Source organism: Bacteroides sp. 2_2_4, assembly GCF_000157055.1.
Lineage (GTDB): Bacteria > Bacteroidota > Bacteroidia > Bacteroidales > Bacteroidaceae > Bacteroides > Bacteroides ovatus.
Genome location: NZ_EQ973363.1, coordinates 241,480 through 260,776, shown reverse-complemented (window position 1 = coordinate 260,776; position 19,297 = coordinate 241,480). Strand labels below are relative to the sequence as shown.

The following is a 19,297-nucleotide window of genomic DNA, read 5'->3' as shown; positions in this document are numbered from 1 at the left end:
GCATCACCATTTGAAGCAAGGTCACGAAGGATGCGATCACCACAATAAACGATGGGATACGCACCATGTCCGGAATCAGGTTCTTTATTAAAGAAATCACCACATTCGAGCAGATCAATACGAACATGGTAGCCAGTCCCATACCCATACCATTGATAGCCGACGACGTAGTACCCAATGTAGGACACATACCGAGCAGGAGTACAAACGTAGGATTCTCTTTAATAATCCCGTTCATCATTACTTTAAAGTTATTCATATCTGTCTCCTTTCTTATTTAGCACTGACTGAATCAGTTAGTTCAACTTTAATCGTAGCTCCCGTAGCAGCGTCAGCAGCATCTGCGTCCGCGCCTTTCGCTTTTTGAGAAGCACCGGTTACCCCGTTCACTTCCCCGCCTTCGGCCTTATAGGCTTGATAAGCAGCATTCACGGCATTCAAGAAAGCGCGTGAAGTAATGGTAGAAGCTGTGATGGCATCCACTGCTCCCCCATCTTTACTGACGGTCAACGGAGCTTCACCCGGATTCATACCCAAAATAGATTTCGTACTCTCTTCGTGAGATACTGCCTTTTCTCCTTTCGCAGGATCATACGCTCCGAACCATTTGTCGGCTTTAGAGCCCAATCCCGGAGTTTCCGTGTGAGCCAACAGAGAGTAGTTATAGATTTTCCCTTCGGCATTAAAGCCTACCAGCACTTTCAGTTCACCGCCAAATCCCATTGATTTAGCTTCGACAGCGGTTCCTACAAGTTCTTCACCGTTCTTAGCCGGATAAACGATAAAGTCAACATTCTTCTTTCCGTCTTTCTCACTGAAGATCGTATCGCTTTCCGCTACCGGATTATTGGTAAATTCGGGAAGAACCTTTTTCAAGGCCTCGTTCAGTGTCTTCGCGTTCGCTTCGGCAATGGGGCCTTTTGTCAGTTCATTTACATAAGCCAGCAACGCAACGGAAATAGCAGTCACTCCCGTAAGTACCAGCAACATATTCTTTAAAGATGATTCTAACTTTTTCATTTCTTCTTCGCTACCTCCCCAAAGCGTTTTGGTTTACAATAGGTGTTAATCAGCGGAGTGAACGCATTCATAATCAGGATGGCGAACGACATACCTTCGGGATAGGCGCCGAACAGACGGATAACTACCGTCAGCAGACCGATACATACACCATAGATCAGCATCCCTTTCTTACTCATCGGAGAAGTCACATAGTCGGTTGCCATAAAGACAGCACCCAGCATCAGACCACCGGAAAGCAACTGCAATACCGGAGAAACGTATTTTTCCGGATCTGCCAGGTGCATGATGCCTGCAAAGACAAACACAGTAGCCAGGATAGACACAGGAATATGCCAGGTGATGATTTTCTTCCAGAGCATATAAACGAGTCCGATCAGCAGAGCCAGCGCACTCACTTCACCCAAGCATCCGCCATTCTGTCCGATCAGCAAGGTCAATGCGTCCGGAATCTGGCTTAAAGCGGCAGTGTCACCGTAAATGGCTTGCTTCATCAAGGCCAGCGGAGTGGCACCGGTGGTAGCATCCGTATAAGCGGTTAACTGTCCGACTACCGGCCAGCTGGTCATCTGCACCGGGAAAGAAAGCAGCAGGAATACGCGGCCTGCCAATGCCGGGTTGAAAGGATTGCAGCCTAATCCGCCGAAAGACATTTTGCCTACACCGATAGCAAACAGTGCACCGAGGATGATAATCCAGATAGGCAAGTTAGACGGTAAATTAAATGCCAACAACACACCTGTGATGATGGCAGAGCCGTCGCAGATGGTGGTGGTCGGTTTCTTCATTAAATATTTTCCGATCGCCCATTCGAAGAACAAACAAGCCGCAACGGAAGTAGCCGTGACAATCAGGGCACCCAGTCCGAAGAAATAGAGAGACACCAGAAAAGCCGGAATCAGTGCAATCAGCACGCCATACATATTTTTCTGTACGCTGTCTCCGCCATGAACGTGGGGCGATAGTGATACGATTAATTTATTTTCCATATTCGTTATTTTTTAGCTTGACGTGCACGAATCATAGCTCCCACTTTGCCTTTACCCAGACGACAATAGTCGAGCAGCGGACGGTTGGCAGGACAAGTGAACTGGCAAGAGCCGCACTCGATACAATCCATGATTCTTTCTTTTTCCATTGTTTCAAAATCTCCGTTTTCAGACAAGGCTCCGAGCAAGTACGGTTCCAGTCCCATCGGACAGGCACTCACGCACTTCGCGCAACGGATGCAGGTTTGAGCTTCACCACGTTTGGCTTCCTTCCGGTTCATAATCAGGATGCCGGAACTGCCCTTCGCAGTAGGAACCTCGATATTTACCAACGCCTTACCCATCATCGGACCGCCACCGATCACCTTACCCGTATCTTCGGGCAGACCACCGCAAGCGTCAATCAACTGTTTCATCGGTGTACCGATACGGGCCAGGAAATTAGACGGCTTCGCAACCGACTTTCCCGTCACGGTAATCACCCGTTCAAACAACGGTTTATTCTTCTGCACAGCTTCATAAACGGCAAACGCCGTTCCCACGTTCTGCACGACTGCTCCCGTAGAGATAGGCAACGCACCGCTCGCCACCTGACGTTTGGTGATCGCATCGATCAGCTGCTTTTCACCTCCTTGCGGATATTTCACCTTCAAGGGAACGACTTCGATGCCTGCATAGCTGGAAGCTACTTTAGTCATCAGTTCGATAGCATCGGGCTTATTATTTTCGATTCCGATAAATGCCTTATTCACTTTCACCGCTTTCATCAGGATGGAAACACCTACCATGATTTCTTCCGCGTGTTCCAGCATCAGCTGATGGTCGGCAGTCAAATAAGGTTCACATTCTACGGCATTGATAATCACACATTCAGCTTTAAAAGAAGGAGGAGGACAAAGTTTCACCTGTGTAGGGAAACAAGCACCACCCAGACCAACGATTCCGGCATCGGCAATTTTCTTCACGATCTCTTCTGCCGGAAGTTCACATTCCTTCACCAGTGTGGCGCTACGGTCGATTGTTTCTTCCCATTCGTCGCCTTCCACATCGATAAAGATAGCAGGTTTCGCATAACCGCTGGCATCGACAATAGTATCAATCTTCGCCACTTTACCACTGACCGAAGAGTGAATTGCTGCCGAAACAAAGCCGGCAGGTTCAGCAATCTTAGTGCCTACCTTTACCACATCCCCTTTCGCTACAACCGGTTTTGCAGGCGCACCAATGTGCTGCCCCAGCAAAATAACAGCCTTTGCAGGAACTTCCGCTGTGATAATAGGTTGATGTGCCGACAATTTATTTTCGTGTGGATGAACTCCACCAATTGAAAATGTCTTTAACATACAGTTCTGTATTTTATTCTGTTATTATTCTGTTACTTTCGGAGCTTCTGTAGCCTTTTCAGCAGGAGTTTCCACTTTTGCCGCCGGTGCAGGAGTTTCCACCGCTTCTTTAGAAACAGCAGCCGGTTTTGGAGCAGCCGGAGCTTCTTCTTTCGGTTTCCTCGGCGGGAAATTCAATTCGATAATGGTATTCTGCGGACAGACTTCCACACATTTCCGGCAAGATTTACACTTGTGCGGATCGATGTAAGCCAAGTTGTTCTCCAACGTGATAGCTTCGAACGGACAAGTCTTCACGCATTTGCCACAGCCGATACAACTCACCGTACAAGCCTTGCGTGCCACAGCTCCCTTGTCTTTATTCACACAAGAGATATACACACGGCGTGATTTCTTTCCTTGCGGACGGATTTCGATGATCGCCTTCGGACAAGCCTTCACACAGGCACCGCAAGCGGTACATTTCGCTTCATCCACTTCCGGAAGTCCTGTTTCAGGATTCATGTGGATGGCATCGAACTGGCAGGCAGCCACACAGTCACCACACCCCAGACATCCGTAACTACAACCCGTTTCCCCACCATAGAGCGAAGCGGCAATAGCGCAACTCTTCGCACCGTCGTACTGATTAATACGCGGACGATTCATACACGTTCCGTTACATCTTACCACTGCTACCATCGGTTCAGCTTCTCCGGCTGCAAGCCCTAGGATATCAGCAATTTGTGCCATGACAGGCTGTCCGCCTACGGGGCAGAATTTACCATCCAGCGAACCGGCTTTGACGCAAGCGTCGGCAAAGCCGCTACAACCGGGATAGCCACATCCACCACAATTAGCCTGGGGAAGCACTTCTCCCACCTGGGCAATCCGCGGGTCTTCATACACGGCAAATTTCTTGGAAGCCACATAAAGAATAGCGGCCAGCACGAGCGCTATAGCTCCCAATGAAATCACTGCAATCAGAATCAAATTCATAATGTTTTTAGTTATTTATTGGTTTTATAGTAAATGAAAATTGTTGTTTGAGTCGCGTTTTGTTAAGCCATAAAACGAAATAATAAGGTATAAGGACAGCCAGAGAAAGAAGAGCTACATACAGTTCATTCTCTATCAATGCCATCAAAAGAAACAACGAAAATATAAGAAGTACGAAAGGAAGTACGAAAGCCAACAATACCGCCATCATGCCCATCGACGTTTCGCCGACCACCATCACCTTCTCTCCCACCTGATAGGAAGAAGCTGCGGTATCTATGATATCTATGATTTTGTCCTTACTATCCGCCGAGGAACAATGCCCCTTTGCGCTACATGCCGCACAAGCCGATGTCTGGACAATCCTCACCGACAGATGAGAACCCTGTATGTTTTCCACAATACCTAGATGCTTTATAGTATTATTCGTCATTTTGCAAACTCCGCATTACAAATCGCGGCAAATTTAATCATTATTTGTGAACTACGAAGCATTCCTCAAACTTTTTCTACCTAATAAAATGTTATTTTTTGTGTTTTCGTTATCGCACACGGAAAAGGTATGGCTACCATTTGATATTTCCCAAGAATGACAAATAGACATCCTAAACAAAAAAAATCCCGGCCTTTTTATTTATTCAGCCGGGATTTTCTATCAATTATTTCGCGGATTACTCCACTATCCATTTCTCAATATTACGCATTTTCGCGTTAAAGTTCACTCCTATTTTAAATAATCGGCGATTGCCGCCAGCTTCAAAAGGAAGTGCATAATGTTTCTCATTGATTTGTCGTAAGGCATCTTCCGCCGTCCCGTCAAGTTTGAATTCGATCACATAAACAAACTTATCAGTTTGCAGAACTAAATCGATGCGCCCTTCACTTGTGTGGTATTCCGCTTTCACATAAAACCCGACCAACTTAAAGACAATAAAAAGTACATTCTGATAATGCAATTCCAAATCACGGATAAGCTCATAAGGAGTATCAGCAAAGAAACTCCGGAGACGACGGAAAAAAGAATCATAATCTCCGATACGTATTTCACGAACAAACTTCTGTATTTCAAACTCCGACTCTACCGCATTGGTATTCGCATAAAAGGGAAGCAAAAATTTAATAAATCCTTCCTCTACTTCGCGATTAGGGAAGCCTAAACTATAAATTCCAAATTCTTCGTCATACCCTTTGATAGTGAGATAACCGCTCTGATAAATCACCGGGATAGGATTGTCCGATGCAGAATCAATGCTATTCAGTACAGAGATACTTGTTTCCTCATGCGCCATACGTCTCAAATCATAATGATGTTTTTTCAGCAATTCCACCAAATAAGTAGGAGTCCCCGTCTCGAACCAATAACTTCCAAACTCTTTATATTTAAAAGTATTCAGCAGACTGAACGGATTATATATTCCGATAGAATTGTGTGTAAAGTGGTAACCATCATAATACTCCCGCAGTTTGTCGCAGATTTCATGATAACTCACCCCTTTTATATCTGCCAGTTCGTGCAGTTCAATTTCCAGATCGTCATGCAGTTCTTTTTCAGAAACTCCGCAAATATCTATGTATTGATTCCGCATGGAGATGTCATCGAGATTATTTAAATCGCTAAATACGCTTACCTTACCGAATTTCGTCACTCCCGTCAAAAATGCAAATTGAATACAACCATCCATGGTCTTCAGCACACTATAAAAAGCTTTCATGGTATTACGGAATTCCTTCTGAAGCTCCTCATTACCTATTGCTTGTAACATGGGCTTATCATATTCATCAATCAGAATGACAACCCGTTGCCCGGTTTGCTTGTAAGCCCGTTCAATAAGGCCGCGAAAACGCAATGCAAAAGTTGTTTCTGACGGAGCGGTGCCATATTGCTGTTCCCATTTCTCCAATGTGAAATTCAATATACTATCCAGGCTCTCCCGCGTATCATACTTCTCCGTATTCAAGTCCATATGAAAAATAGGATATGTAATCCAATCCTTTTCCAGCTTTTCCATGGCCAAGCCCTCAAAAAGTTCTTTCTTGCCCAAGAAATACGCTTCAAGCGTAGATATCAACAGACTTTTTCCAAAACGACGGGGACGGCTCAAGAAATAATAACTGCCTGTCTTCACCATCTGATAAATCAAAGCAGTCTTATCAATATAGAAATAACCGTCTGTCCGGATTTTTTCAAAGTTCTGTATGCCAATGGGGTATATCTTGCTACTCATACTCTTCTAAAATTATTTAAATTACAATGCAACTATGCGTACGTCTCTCTTGAAATCACCCAATCAGCAATTGTCCGAGTCTCCGCACTAAAATTAATCGCGACCTTTACCACCGGAAGCCCGCAAAGAGCAAAACGATCTGCATATTGCTGCAAATCAATTTGCTTCATGGCAGTCTTCGCATTTTGATTCAATTTCAGCTCTACCAGATAAAGAGTAGTCTTGGTGCGAAGTACCATATCCACTCGTCCTTTCAGCGTGTGCACCTCCACATCGGTATAAATGCCCAGCAATGAGAATATCACATATAGCATCTGCTGGTAATGTCCCTCATAATCCGTGTTGTCGCAATAAGGCACAGTGGAAAGAAAAGCCTGAAGCAGCTTCAAAGCCTCGTCCATATCTCCCCGCACAATGTTACGCGCCAAATTACGCACCACACTGTTCACCTCATGACTGTCACTCGTCACATAAGAGGGAATCAGGCTTTTCATCAGACCGACACGCACCTCTTTGTTTGGAATATCAAGCATATATGCGTCAAATTCCAAATCCGCACCCTTTATCGTAAGGTAACCGGCCTGATAAAGCAACGGCATATAATTAGTCGCCAACTCCAAAGGCACGTTAAAATCACTGGGAGACGCTTCCTCGCCACCAATTTCTGATGGCAACACAGCATATTTACGCAGCATCTCTATGATATAAGTGGGCGTGCCACTCTCAAACCAATAAGAGCCGATCTCTCCCAAAGCCATCGCCTTCAGCAAACTGAAAGGATTGAAAACGTCGGGCGACGGCCACGAAAAATGATAACCGTCATAATTTTCCTTCAGTTTGTCCAACATCTCCTCTGCAGTAATTCCCAACCGGGTAGCCAGATGCTTTACATCGGGAGCCATTTGAGTACGGAGTTCTTCAGCAGTGATACCGCAAATGGCAGCATAATCAGGCAGCATACTCACATTGGTGATATTATTAAGTTCACTGAACACGCTAAGTTGCGAAAACTTGGTTATACCCGTAAGAAAAACAAAGCGCAGATAAGGATCACACGCCTTTAACGGACTGTAAAAATTACGCATCACATTACGTAACTGTGGCAAATTCTTTTCTTCATGAACCACATCGAGCAGAGGAGCGTCATATTCGTCTATCAAGACAACCACTTTTTTACCTGTCTGCTTATAAGCGCGTTTTATAAGTCCCTCCAGACGCTGATTCACATACAGTTCCTCTTCTACACGCCCATAAATCTCCTCATAAGCCATGAGTTTCAATTCCAGTTCCGCGTTCAGTTGTTCCTTGTCCACATGTTTAGCGGTACTCATGTCGAAGTGCAACACCGGATGTTGTATCCATTCCTTCTCCAATGTCTCCATGGCCAGTCCCTCAAACAACTCTTTCCGCCCCTCGAAATAGCAGTGAAGGGTACTGGTAAGCAAAGATTTCCCGAAACGTCGGGGACGGCTTAGAAACAGATAGCTGGAAGCCGAATGCGTCATCCGGTACACATATTCCGTCTTGTCAATATAGAGAAAATTCCCCTCACGTATCTTAAAGAAAGTCTGTATCCCGATAGGATATAATCTTTGCAAATCTTCCATATTAATCTTATTTTTCACAAAGCTACAAAAAAATCCATTCATAAAGACTGCAGGCGGGAAACTTTTTCCCGCCTGCCACTTTTACTTTATCTGTTTTTCACCGTTCTCCTCTCTCCTCCTCTTTTCTTCTCCTGTATCGAAAATACATTCTCCTCCATTCATCCCAGATAACCCCGGCTTCCTCTTCATTGAAGGCATCCAGACAGCACTCCACCACTTTTACGTAATCACTCAATGGGCGTTTTGCCCCTTTTTTAAATCATTAAAAGTAGAGTGGCCGATGTGTACGCTCTTGCATATTTCGTCATTTTTCAAATCCGCACGCTTTTGCAACTCTCCTATGTAAACTCCTAAAGCTACATAAAAACCTTTTTCATTTTCCATTCTTTTTTATTGTTAAAATTACACCGTAACGGTTAATTATTTTCACTTTCATCCCAACATGTCGGGACGATGTCTATTTTGCATTTACTAATTTTACGCCGTGTTTTGAAACACACTCATATTTTTTGCAAAAATAAATATTTTAACTTGAAACAAAAAGAAAATGATGCCAAACAACTACAGAATGTCCTATTTTATGCCACCTATCGCTCCCATCAAAGACAAACAAGGCCGACTGATGACTCCTCCCACGCTTATCCCCTTCTGCGAAGTCTCCATCGAACAAGTTTTCCAAATGATTACTTGCAATGAGAATCTCAAAACCCTGACCGCACAAGTACGGAATGCCACAGATATACGAGCCGCCAAAGCATCATTGCTTCCGTATGTGACCCCTTGCGGCACATTCACCCGCCGTAGCTGTAAGGATTTCGTCTCCCCGTCTCATCTGGTGATAGTAGATGTGGACGGTCTCCACTCTTATCAGGAAGCAGTAGAAATGCGACGTATGCTCTATGACGATCCTCTCCTACAACCTGTACTCACCTTTATCAGCCCCAGCGGACTGGGTGTAAAGGCATTTGTTCCTTGCCATTATTCCTCCACGACAAATGATACAAAAAATATCACAGAAAACATGAGTTGGGCGATGCGGTACGTAGAGACGGCATACAATACGGTAACAGCGGTTTCTTCCGAAACGAAATCCAAAGTAGATTTCTCCGGCAAAGACCTCGTGAGATCCTGTTTCCTTAGTTACGACCCGGAAGCATTGTTCAGAACCAAGTAAACGAGAATAATTAAACATTATTTTATAAAAATCAAAACATGACCGATATTGAATCTTTATGCCGTCTCACCGAAGCAGTCGAAGCGGCAGGAGCGGACATTGCTCCCACCTATCTTGAATACGTACAATTGTCATTCGCCATCGCAACGGATTGCGGTGAAGCAGGACGTGACTTTTTCCATCGCCTGTGCCGGGTGTCTCCCAAGTATCAGCGCGAACATGCCGAACGGGTATTCTCCAATGCACTCCACACCCAACGTGGAGAAGTGCACTTGGGCACCGCTTTCCACCTGGCCGAAGCGACGGGAGTAAGCATCTGCATAGAAGAAATGCCCAAACATCCCACAGGTACAAAAGGTACAGCAGGTACAGCACGCAAATTTCCCCCACACACGGGCGCGTATAATAAGGTAGGGAATGACAATATCTCCGAAGAAAGAGAAGGGGAAGAAGAACTATTGCCGGGCAGTGAACCGCAACATCAATTGCCCACTTTTCCGGAAAACGACTGGCCGGAATTTTTGCAACGTATCATAAAAGCCGGGAGCAGCCCAATACAACACGACATCATGTTATTGGGAGCGCTCACTGCCCTGGGTGCTTGTATGTCGCGCCACGTGCGATGCCTATATGGCGGCAAATACCATCACCCCAGCCTCCAATGTTTCGTAGTGGCTCCTTCGGCCTCCGGCAAAGGTATCCTTTCCTACATCCGCTTACTCGTGGAACCTATCCACGACGAGATCCGCAAAGAAGTGGCCATACAGATGAAAGCATACAAAAAAGAGAAAACCGAGTACGATGCAATGGGAAAAGAACGAACCAAAAAGGAGGCTCCACAAATGCCCCCTAACAGGATGTTCCTCATTTCGGGCAACAACACCGGTACGGGTATCCTACAAAACATCATGGACTCCGACGGAACCGGACTTATCTGCGAAGCGGAAGCGGACACCCTTTCCACCGCCATCGGATCGGACCACGGTCATTGGAGCGATACCCTGCGCAAAGCGTTCGACCACGACCGCTTGTCCTACAACCGCCGCACCGACCAGGAATACCGGGAAGTGAAGAAAAGCTATCTTTCCGTTCTGATTTCGGGTACGCCGTCGCAGGTGCAAACTTTCATTCCGACGGCAGAAGACGGATCATACTCCCGCCAATTATATTATTACATGTGCGGAATCAGTAAATGGATCAGCCAATTTATGGACAACGAGATAGATTGGGAGGAGATATTCACCGCTATGGGACTGGAATGGAAAGAAAAGTTGAGCGTGATAAAAACTCACGGCATTCATACCCTGCAACTCACGGATGAACAAAAAGAAGAAATCGACACCGTCTTTTCCGACTTGTTTGAACGCTCCAGTGTAGCTAATGGAAGGGAAATGTATAGTTTTGTGGCACGTCTGGCCGTCAATCTATGCAGAATCATGTCGGAAGTAGCCGTATTGCGTGCCCTCGAAAGCCCGCAGCCCTACGACTTCAAGACCTCTCCCACCTCTCCTTTCACACCGGACAAGGAGATTCCTGCGGACAACCGCAAAGATGACATCATCACTCGTTGGGATGTATCCATTTCACAGGAAGACTTTCATGCTGTGCTTAGTCTTGCGGAACCTCTCTACTGTCATGCCACGCATATTCTATCGTTCCTCCCCAATACAGAAATCAGCCACCGTCCTAATGCCGATCGTGATTATCTCTTCCAGAAACTGGGTGATGAATTTACTCGTACACAGTTACTGGAAGAAGCAGTTGCCATGGGAATTAAGGAAAACACAGCCCTCACTTGGCTGAAGCGTCTCACCAAACACGGAAAATTAATCAGTATGGACGGTAAAGGGTTGTATGCGCGTGCGTGTGTGTATGAGTGAACCGGAAAAAGTGTACCTACTGTACCCGTTTTATTTACGGATGCAGTAGTCATTTCAATTACCACATCCGTTTTGACTGAAACAATCGTTTGTCCTGCATAAAGCATCGCTTTAGGAGGTGTAAAGCTAAGCTTTAGACATCGTAAAGCGGTGCTTTATACACCATAAAGCGACGCTTTATTTAAGGCTCTCCTAAAGCATCCACAATAACTCTCACCTCCAACGGTGTGAATGAGCGTCGCTTTGATTCGTAGCCTAAGTCGTACAGGCGTTGCAGAAGTCCGGGACACAAAGAGATCCATTTCTTCATTTTTCGATAGGCAGCGATGTCAGTTAGTTGTGGAGAATAGAGTTGCGCCAGTTCCATGCGCCCGTAAGCACGTATTTTAAATTCACTCATGATGGATATATTTCTGATTTACTGTTACAAAAATAACAAAAAACGACTATATAACCAACGTTTTTCCTTTGAATAACCGACTATAATGACAAATAACCGACCGCTACCATACACAACCGTGCACAGCTGATTTCCGGGAGATCCGGAGTAGTATTTTTGTATCGTCGAAAGGGAAAAGAATCCCCGGACAATATGTTTAACCCTTTAATTTATTGTTTTATGATTCGTTACAAAATTTATCAGAACCAGCAGAAGAAAGGCTTGAATGCGGGTAAGTGGTTCGCCCGTGCAGTAAGCGACGAGACGTTTGATTTGGCAAAGCTTGCCGAACATATGTCGAAGCACAATTCACCGTATTCCGGTGGTGTCATCAAAGGTGTGCTTTCGGATATGGTAGATTGCATCAAGGAATTGTTGCTAGACGGCAAGTGTGTGAAAATTGATGATCTTGCCATTTTTGGTGTGGGTATTCGTAGTAAGGCAGCCGATACGCTGGAAGAGTTCTCGTTGGAGAAGAATATTAGCGGCATGCGTTTGAAAGCCCGTGCCACCGGTAATCTGTCGACCAATAATCTGAAACTCGACAGCCAGTTGAAGCAGCAGGCGGAATATCAGAAACCGACAACTGCCGGAGGAGGTTCTGATTCGGGTGACAACCCTGATCCGAAACCGGATGGAGGTGGTGAAGCGCCTGACCCGGCTGCCTAAAAGATTCACCACTGACTACACAGATTTCCACAGATTATATTGAATTGGTAGTTGCTAAAGTAGTCGATTATTTATCTGTGTGAGTCTGTGTAGATCTGTGGTAAACCTATGGTAAACCTACAGTAAATCTGTGGTAAATCTGTGGTAAAAGAAAACTATTATTAATTTATTTAAAACCTGTTATTGTATGAGTAAATCATCATCTCCCCGCTCTGTATGGAGCTTAGTCCTCAAAATCGTTATCACTGTAGCCACCGCCATCGGAGGTGTGTTCGGAATACAAAGTTGCATGTAACCCCATGCGGACTATTACATTAATTATCATTCATTGCAGTGCCACGCCGGAAGGAAAGTCCCTTTCGGCGGAGGCTTGCCGACAGGATCATATCTTGCACCGTGGTTTCCGTGATATTGGCTATCATTTCTACATCACTCGTGATGGGGAGATTCACCGGGGACGCGCTTTAGAAAAGATTGGAGCACACTGCCGTAATCATAATGCCCATTCGGTTGGTGTTTGTTATGAGGGAGGACTGGATGCGAACGGAAAACCGAAAGATACGCGTACACTGGAACAAAAAGGAGCTTTGCTTGCTTTGTTGAGGGAGTTGAAAAGGCAGTTTCCGAAAGCACTAGTCGTGGGACACCGGGACTTAAATCCGATGAAAGGATGTCCGTGCTTTGATGCGGTGAAAGAGTATGCAGAAATAACATCCTTTTAGGTTTCCACCACTGGCTTATTGTATAAAAAATATCAACGATCTTCACAGACAGTTGGTATTTTTGGAAATCATATTAGTGCTAACACTAATATGAAGAGCGAGATTAGGACAATATCACTATATTGCTCCTAATCTACTAAATGTAGGGATTCATGTTTGTCACATGAATCTAGGGACCTACATTTTTCCATCTCATTATAAATGTTCAATTATAACATAACGTATTAAAAAGCACTTTCAGTACTTCCTATTCATTTCATCTGTTTTTCATCGTTTAACGAACATAAACTTTGATTTCTTACTATACCATGATTCACACACGCTTGCGTGTGTATGTGAAAAAGCCCCGAAAAAGTGTACCTGCCGTATCCGTCGCGCCCAATAGGTTCATCACGCTACACATCGTAAAAAACAAATTCAGCCATAGTCATAGAGCAGTGCTTTAGAAGTCATAAACTTTTGCAGGACAGCCAAAAGCTGTCACATTATCGGGAATGTCTTTTACTACTACACTGCCTGCACCTATCATGCAGTTCTTACCAATGTTGAGGTACTGAATCACGCACGAGCCTACACCTATCCAAGTACCCTCGCCCACATGCGTACCGCCGCTAATGTGCACACCTGGGGCGATGTGGCAATAGTCCTCTATCACACAATCGTGATCCACTGTCGCACCCGTGTTCACGATACAATGCCTGCCGACCACCGTATCTGCATTGATCACAGCACCAGCCATCACCACTGTTCCCTCGCCAATCATAGCTGAAGACGAAACCACAGCCGAAGGGTGTATTGCGGTTGGGAAGCTGAGAGTTGAGGGTTGAAGACTAAGGGAAGAAAGCCTCTCCACAATCACCTTGCGGATACGGTTTATCCCGATACTCACAATCATAGGCGACAGCCCCATGGCATCATGCAACACAGGCAGACCGGCACACTCATTGACCTCCTTGTTATCGTCCACGAATGCCTCCACCTGTCCGCCATTAGCCTCAATAATTTCTTTGATCACCTTACCGTGACCACTTGCTCCAAATAAATACATAATCAATTCGTTCCATCAAAATAATCCATTGTAGCCGACTGGCCCGTTGTCGTATTAATGCCCTCGCGAAAGAGCACCTTCTTGATGGTAGTGAAGAATACCTTCACGTCCATGACGAGACCAATATGATTGACGTAATACACATCCAGCTCGAACTTCTTCGTCCACGAGATGTTGTTGCGCCCGTTCACCTGCGCCCAACCGCTCATGCCAGGAGTCACGTCATGACGATGGTGCTGCTCCTCGCTATACAAAGGAAGATACTTTACTAGCAGCGGACGCGGTCCGATGAAGGCCATGTCTCCCTTCAATATATTGATAAGCTGCGGCAGTTCATCGATAGAAGTCGAACGGATGAATTTCCCCACCCTGGTCAAACGGTCGGCATCAGGCAACAAGTTACCTGATGCATCTCGCTCGTCCGTCATCGTCTTGAACTTCAGTGCCTTGAAAATTTTCTCATTCTTACCCGGACGTTCTTGAGTAAAGAACACGCCCTTCCAACCATTCTTATTAGCAAAAAAGAGCAGAATGATGGTAACGAGAAATATTGGAGACAACAATGTCAATCCCACTAATGCGCCAAGAAACCCAATGGGTCTCTTAATGCATACAATATAGATTTTTTGTGATGTTGTGAGCATATTACTTTACAATAGCCTCCTTGATACAATTTACAATATAATGTACATCATCATCTGATACATAAGGACCCGCCGGCAAGCAGAAGCCGACTTTGAAGATGCCTTCCGATACGCCATTGACGTATGCTACCGCATCGGCATATACCGGTTGCTTGTGCATCGGCTTCCAGACAGGACGACACTCCACTCTCTTGCCCAGCATGAACACGCGTAATGCCTCCACATTAGCATTAGGCTGACAGTCAGTAACGGCTGAATCTACCGCCTTAATCACTCCTGCAGCACCACCAACTGCCGTCTTAATGACTTCCTTGTAGGCGTTCTCCTGTCCTAGAACCTTCACATCGGGATCGATGGTAGCAGCACAAAGCCAGAAGTTAGAATCATAGCGAGGATCAGCAGGCTGCTCATGGAGATGCACGCCCTTCACCTCCTTCAAAAGTTCCTTATATAAATCCTGAACGTGTTTATGATGAGCAATATGATCCTTGAGAACAGTCACCTGACCACGGCCGATACCCGCACAAACATTCGACATACGATAGTTGTAGCCAATCTCGGTATGCTGGTAGTAAGGATAAGCATCACGTGCCTGTGTAGCGTGCCACATAATGTTGTTGGCATCCTCGTCATTACGGCAAATAAGTGCACCTCCACCAGAGGTAGTAATCATCTTATTTCCATTGAAAGAGAGCACACCGAAACGGCCAAAGGTACCTAACACCTGTCCATCAAATCGGCTTCCCATACCTTCTGCTGTATCCTCAATAACAGGAATATTGTATTTGTTGGCTACAGCCATAATCTTTTCACAGTCGTATGGCATACCATAGAGAGCTACAGGAATGATTGCTTTAGGATATTTGCCAGTTTTCTCCTTTCGGTCAAGAATTGCCTTTTCAAGAATTTCAGGATCCATATTCCATGTCTCTCGCTCAGAGTCAATGAACACCGGCTTTGCGCCAAGGTAAGTAATTGGATGCGAAGATGCGCAAAAGGTAAACGACTGCACACACACCTCATCTCCAGACTGTACACCACAAGCAATAAGTGCTAGATGAACGGCAGCTGTACCGGCCGAAAGGCAAACCACTTTACGATCCAGCTTTGAGCCATCCGAGCAAGCATTAGCGAAATCGGCCAGATTTTGCTCAAACACATTCACATTCGGACCCATCGGCACCACCCAGTTGGTATCAAACGCTTCCTTCACATACTTCTGTTCCCACCCCTCGTCACTCATGTGAGCAAGGCAGAGATAAATAGTTTTTCTTTCTTCCATTGTATATTTCCATTTAATCATTATTTTTTTGCATAAAATTTCAACATCAAAGTGTGGAATAAGGCAGATCTTTCATTAGTCATAAAGACCGTGTAGTATGTTTGGGCCACACACTTTATTACATCAGAAACCGAATAGTTCAATGGGCTTTTAAGACCACACATTTGCAATGATAGCACACGATGTACAGATGTTGTTTTAATAAATCATTCAGACTATGACCTACGTTGGAATCGATGTCAGCAAGGCGACTTTTGTTGCCGCCTATTCGTCAGCCAAGACAAGCAGGACGAGAACATTCAAGAACACCGTAAGAGGTGTCCATGAGTTTATCCAAAACATTTCTGCCACAAAGCATCATTGCATTCTGGAAGCCACGGGCAATTACAGCACATTGCTTGTTTCCTACTTTCTGAAGCCGGGATAACCGTCAGCCTTGAAAATCCGCTGAAGATAAAAAACTTCGCCCATATCATGCTTACTGCCATTAAAACGAATGAAATTGATACCCGGCTGATTGCTCTCTATGGGGAAAAATGCAGTCTACACCTAACAAACTCCGCAGTGATTCAATTCTTATCCTTAAGCAAATTTCTATTGAGGGTTATTTTTGTCGAAACGCTCTATGATCAGCCTATAGAAGTCATAAACATCCCTTGATGTCTTCTTGGCGTTCAGCAGGTCATGCAGGTAGGTCTTTCCGTATTCTGCCATTTGCTTTGCCTCCGCAGGATTGGCTATAACCTTTTCTATCGCATCAGCAATAGATTGCGGATTGAACGGTTCGGAGAGGAAACCTGTCTTTCCAGGAATCACAATATCCGGAAATCCACCTACGTTCGATGCTATGGTAGGTACTGCCAGCATAAGTGATTCGCTTGCACCACCCAAATTCTCGGAATGTGACGGATGAACCACCATATCAAAGTCCTGATACAGGTCAGGCACATTCCTACGAGTGCCAAGGAAATGCACATTGCGCACTTTCTCCTTACCGTATACTATAACCTCCTGCTCGTATTTCTCGGCTCCTACCCACGGACCACCTATGAACACGAGATGTATATTGGGGTACTTGTCCTGAATCATAGCCACGGCATCTATTAGATCCTCATGACCTTTCAGACCTCTCTTTTCACCAAGGAACTTCTTTGGCGCATACATATAGGCCACCATACCTACTATGATGTCTTTGTCAGTCAGACTAAGTTCCTCACGGAGCAAGCCCTTCTGGTACTCTCTATCCACAAGGTCGCCACCATAATAAGTAAGAAACAGACGGCTATCATCAATGCCGCACTCCTTGTATTTATCCATCGACCACCGGCAGGTAGGAATCCAGAAGTCTTTCTTCTTTTGGGCTGTCCACAGGTCTGCCTTACGATAAATGGTGTGCTCTAGATGCAGAGGTCCCGGAACTTCAAATACTCTAGCAGTTCTGTAGTTTCTGAGAGCTAGACGCATCAACAAGGTTGTCACTACAAAGTGACTATGTACGATGTCCGGTTTCACCTCATTCACCACCTTACAAATCTGCTTGATAGTGCCCCAGGCGTTCTTCACCGAGTAATTCAGTTCGTGGATATGGATACCTGCATCTTTATACTGCTGAACCAATATACCATCCACAGGCATTGCCACATGCACCTCTTCACCCATCTGCACCAGATCGCGCATCACACGAAAAGCCCAAGTAGCACCTGTTGATGTTTTAACTAAATGTAATGATTTCATTATCAGGACTGTTTTATAAGTTCATCATAGAATGAGAGTCGTCGTTCAGTAAGAATATCATTGTGGTATTTCTTCGATTCATCCCAATTCTTGTTGGCTTCGCTTTGTGCAAACTGCTTGTTTTCCACAAAACGCAACATTTTTTCAGCCAAACGATCCACATCGTTCGGCTTTACGATAGCCTCTGGACTAAGCAATTCAGGTATTCCTGCTACAGAAGAACCGATACAAGGAAGTCCGTAAGCCATAGCCTCAATCACAGCTCTTGGCAACCCTTCGGCACGAGACGCATGTACGAACAGATCGGTCTGTTCAAACTCCTTTCGTATAACATCTTGCTTTACAGCACCTACAAAATTCACATTGTCCTTCAGCCCAAGCTCCTCTGCCATCTTGATCATCGGCTGACGATATCGTCCGTCGCCAAACCAAGTCAGGAACGGATTATATCCTTTGCTCTTTACGATTGCCAATGCTTTCAGAATCACATCTGGAGCCTTGTATAACTGAGCCAATGTCCCCACTGCCAACATACGTACTTGTACGTTTTTCTCACGGTCTACAACCTTGTGAGGTTCGGCAGAATAGCAGTCATCACGAAGAATCACATTCGATGCTCCCGTTGTGAACACGCCTTCCTTCACAGGATATTTACCTTGAAGAATATGATTCGTCACATACAGAGCAGCCGAAGCGTTGTGCGTAATCTTCTGCAACTGACGCTTAGCCACCACCTGAAGTATTCTGGCAAAAGGAGATTCGAAAGCCTGAGGTGAGAGTGACTCCCAAGGGTCGCCCACCACCTCCAACCCATACGGTATTCCCTTTTTCTTGAGGCACTCTGCAGCAATGGTACCGATATTTCCCGGAACTCGACAAATGTATGCATCACCAGGGTGAATGAAAGAGTTGATAATCTTCTTGATGCTACCCTTTGCTTTCAGATAAGGTACAAGTCCTATGTAATATGGCAGACCAATGACCGACACTCTCTTGTCCTCTAACTTAAAGAGATTATCGCTCGAATGTTCAGATACGTTTTGGAGTCTTGCAGCCACATATACATGATTGAACTTACCAAGGTATCTCTGCCATAGAGCCATAGAGAAGCCTTGTGATGTCCAGATTTCTCCATTCACACTATCAAATCTCGATTCTGTAAAGAAATATAAATTCATACTTTTCTTGTTGTTTTTAAGAACTTTGCTGGCACGCCCGAAACGACAGTACCTTGTTCTACATCTTTAACTACAACGGAATTGGGCGCCACTATAGCGTTGTCTCCTATCACAACATCACCGATAACCTTGCATCCTGTAGTCAATTCTACATGATTACCAATTATAGGCCCCCGTTCTACTCCAGTCTTCACACCAATAACCACACCTGAATTGACCACACAATAGTTCCCCATGCTTTCGCAGTTGATGGTTGCTCTAAACCCATAACCTACAGAATTTGGGCGACATACATTGATGTTGTACTTCCCCGCCTTTCTACACAGTTTGAGCTTATACTAGTTGGTCATTATAGCGTGCAGGAT

At 45.1% G+C, this 19,297-nt stretch carries 21 protein-coding genes and 1 pseudogene; 6 read left to right on the top strand and 16 right to left on the bottom strand.

Annotation, left to right across the window (positions count from 1 at the left end):
• From BSCG_RS0127630 to BSCG_RS30045, 9 genes are all read right to left on the bottom strand, one after another.
• A partial coding sequence (locus BSCG_RS0127630) for an Rnf-Nqr domain containing protein (RefSeq protein WP_032849625.1) occupies positions 1 to 259 on the bottom strand: 259 nt, incomplete at its 3' end.
• Positions 260 to 273: 14 nt separating this feature from the next.
• On the bottom strand, positions 274 to 1,020 hold the full coding sequence (locus BSCG_RS08480) for an RnfABCDGE type electron transport complex subunit G (protein WP_004309218.1): 747 nt from the start codon (positions 1,018 to 1,020) through the stop codon (positions 274 to 276).
• Positions 1,017 to 2,009 (bottom strand): RnfABCDGE type electron transport complex subunit D, encoded by a 993-nt coding sequence (locus tag BSCG_RS08485; protein WP_004303572.1) that lies wholly within the window; start codon positions 2,007 to 2,009, stop codon positions 1,017 to 1,019. Before BSCG_RS08485 ends, BSCG_RS08480 begins: the two co-directional genes overlap by 4 nt.
• A gap of 5 nt (positions 2,010 to 2,014) precedes the next feature.
• Positions 2,015 to 3,352: an electron transport complex subunit RsxC gene (gene rsxC / locus BSCG_RS08490; protein WP_004295583.1), complete on the bottom strand. Its 1,338-nt coding sequence runs from the start codon at positions 3,350 to 3,352 to the stop codon at positions 2,015 to 2,017.
• A 24-nt stretch (positions 3,353 to 3,376) separates the two neighbouring features.
• A complete protein-coding gene (locus BSCG_RS08495; RefSeq protein ID WP_004295582.1) occupies positions 3,377 to 4,330 on the bottom strand; it encodes a Fe-S cluster domain-containing protein in 954 nt (317 codons plus the stop codon).
• 7 nt (positions 4,331 to 4,337) lie between these two features.
• Positions 4,338 to 4,763 (bottom strand): SoxR reducing system RseC family protein, encoded by a 426-nt coding sequence (locus BSCG_RS08500; RefSeq protein ID WP_008776643.1) that lies wholly within the window; start codon positions 4,761 to 4,763, stop codon positions 4,338 to 4,340.
• 238 nt (positions 4,764 to 5,001) lie between these two features.
• Positions 5,002 to 6,555 carry an ATP-binding protein gene (locus tag BSCG_RS08505; protein ID WP_008776642.1) on the bottom strand — a complete coding sequence of 518 codons (1,554 nt, stop codon included), beginning with the start codon at positions 6,553 to 6,555 and terminating at the stop codon, positions 5,002 to 5,004.
• Between the two features lie 32 nt (positions 6,556 to 6,587).
• Positions 6,588 to 8,162 (bottom strand): ATP-binding protein, encoded by a 1,575-nt coding sequence (locus BSCG_RS08510; RefSeq protein WP_008776641.1) that lies wholly within the window; start codon positions 8,160 to 8,162, stop codon positions 6,588 to 6,590.
• Positions 8,163 to 8,393: 231 nt separating this feature from the next.
• A complete protein-coding gene (locus tag BSCG_RS30045; protein ID WP_008022717.1) occupies positions 8,394 to 8,546 on the bottom strand; it encodes a hypothetical protein in 153 nt (50 codons plus the stop codon).
• A 166-nt stretch (positions 8,547 to 8,712) separates the two neighbouring features.
• Between BSCG_RS30045 and BSCG_RS08515 the strand changes: the two genes are divergently transcribed.
• Together BSCG_RS08515 and BSCG_RS08520 are read left to right on the top strand one after the other, a co-directional pair.
• Complete coding sequence (locus BSCG_RS08515; protein ID WP_008643736.1) at positions 8,713 to 9,336, top strand: BT4734/BF3469 family protein; 624 nt, start codon at positions 8,713 to 8,715, stop codon at positions 9,334 to 9,336.
• A 38-nt stretch (positions 9,337 to 9,374) separates the two neighbouring features.
• Positions 9,375 to 11,216, top strand: a complete 1,842-nt coding sequence (locus BSCG_RS08520; RefSeq protein WP_008776639.1) for a DUF3987 domain-containing protein — start codon at positions 9,375 to 9,377, stop codon at positions 11,214 to 11,216.
• A gap of 181 nt (positions 11,217 to 11,397) precedes the next feature.
• On the opposite strand, the gene BSCG_RS08525 is transcribed toward BSCG_RS08520, so the two are convergent.
• Positions 11,398 to 11,616: a DUF4248 domain-containing protein gene (locus BSCG_RS08525; protein ID WP_004295574.1), complete on the bottom strand. Its 219-nt coding sequence runs from the start codon at positions 11,614 to 11,616 to the stop codon at positions 11,398 to 11,400.
• A gap of 219 nt (positions 11,617 to 11,835) precedes the next feature.
• Here BSCG_RS08525 and BSCG_RS08530 point away from each other — a divergent pair, with 219 nt between their 5' ends.
• The 3 genes from BSCG_RS08530 (at position 11,836) to BSCG_RS08535 (ending at position 13,046) form a co-directional block, all read left to right on the top strand.
• The gene (locus tag BSCG_RS08530) at positions 11,836 to 12,324 is read left to right on the top strand and encodes a DNA-binding protein (RefSeq protein ID WP_004303576.1); all 489 of its coding nucleotides are present in this window, start codon (positions 11,836 to 11,838) and stop codon (positions 12,322 to 12,324) included.
• Between the two features lie 187 nt (positions 12,325 to 12,511).
• Complete coding sequence (locus BSCG_RS30040; RefSeq protein WP_004303578.1) at positions 12,512 to 12,619, top strand: smalltalk protein; 108 nt, start codon at positions 12,512 to 12,514, stop codon at positions 12,617 to 12,619.
• Positions 12,620 to 12,623: 4 nt separating this feature from the next.
• A complete protein-coding gene (locus tag BSCG_RS08535) occupies positions 12,624 to 13,046 on the top strand; it encodes an N-acetylmuramoyl-L-alanine amidase (protein WP_004295564.1) in 423 nt (140 codons plus the stop codon).
• Between the two features lie 442 nt (positions 13,047 to 13,488).
• Here the strand turns inward: BSCG_RS08535 and BSCG_RS0127625 are convergent, their stop codons facing one another.
• From BSCG_RS0127625 to BSCG_RS08540, 3 genes are read right to left on the bottom strand one after another with little or no spacing between them, the layout of a single operon-like run.
• A complete protein-coding gene (locus BSCG_RS0127625) occupies positions 13,489 to 14,094 on the bottom strand; it encodes an acetyltransferase (RefSeq protein ID WP_032849624.1) in 606 nt (201 codons plus the stop codon).
• Positions 14,095 to 14,096: 2 nt separating this feature from the next.
• A complete protein-coding gene (locus tag BSCG_RS0127620) occupies positions 14,097 to 14,738 on the bottom strand; it encodes a sugar transferase (protein WP_008776638.1) in 642 nt (213 codons plus the stop codon).
• 1 nt (position 14,739) lies between these two features.
• Complete coding sequence (locus BSCG_RS08540; RefSeq protein ID WP_008776637.1) at positions 14,740 to 16,020, bottom strand: DegT/DnrJ/EryC1/StrS family aminotransferase; 1,281 nt, start codon at positions 16,018 to 16,020, stop codon at positions 14,740 to 14,742.
• A gap of 217 nt (positions 16,021 to 16,237) precedes the next feature.
• Here BSCG_RS08540 and BSCG_RS30930 point away from each other — a divergent pair.
• Positions 16,238 to 16,610: pseudogene (locus BSCG_RS30930) on the top strand (IS110 family transposase); the annotation flags it as partial.
• Between the two features lie 4 nt (positions 16,611 to 16,614).
• Here the strand turns inward: BSCG_RS30930 and BSCG_RS08545 are convergent.
• Genes BSCG_RS08545 through BSCG_RS30925 form a run of 3 tightly spaced genes read right to left on the bottom strand, consistent with a single transcriptional unit; the run spans position 16,615 to position 19,168 of the window.
• A complete protein-coding gene (locus BSCG_RS08545; protein WP_008776633.1) occupies positions 16,615 to 17,754 on the bottom strand; it encodes a glycosyltransferase family 4 protein in 1,140 nt (379 codons plus the stop codon).
• Between the two features lie 2 nt (positions 17,755 to 17,756).
• A complete protein-coding gene (locus BSCG_RS08550) occupies positions 17,757 to 18,932 on the bottom strand; it encodes a glycosyltransferase (protein WP_008776632.1) in 1,176 nt (391 codons plus the stop codon).
• The gene (locus BSCG_RS30925) at positions 18,929 to 19,168 is read right to left on the bottom strand and encodes a hypothetical protein (protein WP_032849622.1); all 240 of its coding nucleotides are present in this window, start codon (positions 19,166 to 19,168) and stop codon (positions 18,929 to 18,931) included. The genes BSCG_RS08550 and BSCG_RS30925 overlap by 4 nt, the downstream gene beginning before the upstream one ends.
• Positions 19,169 to 19,297 lie beyond the last annotated feature (129 nt).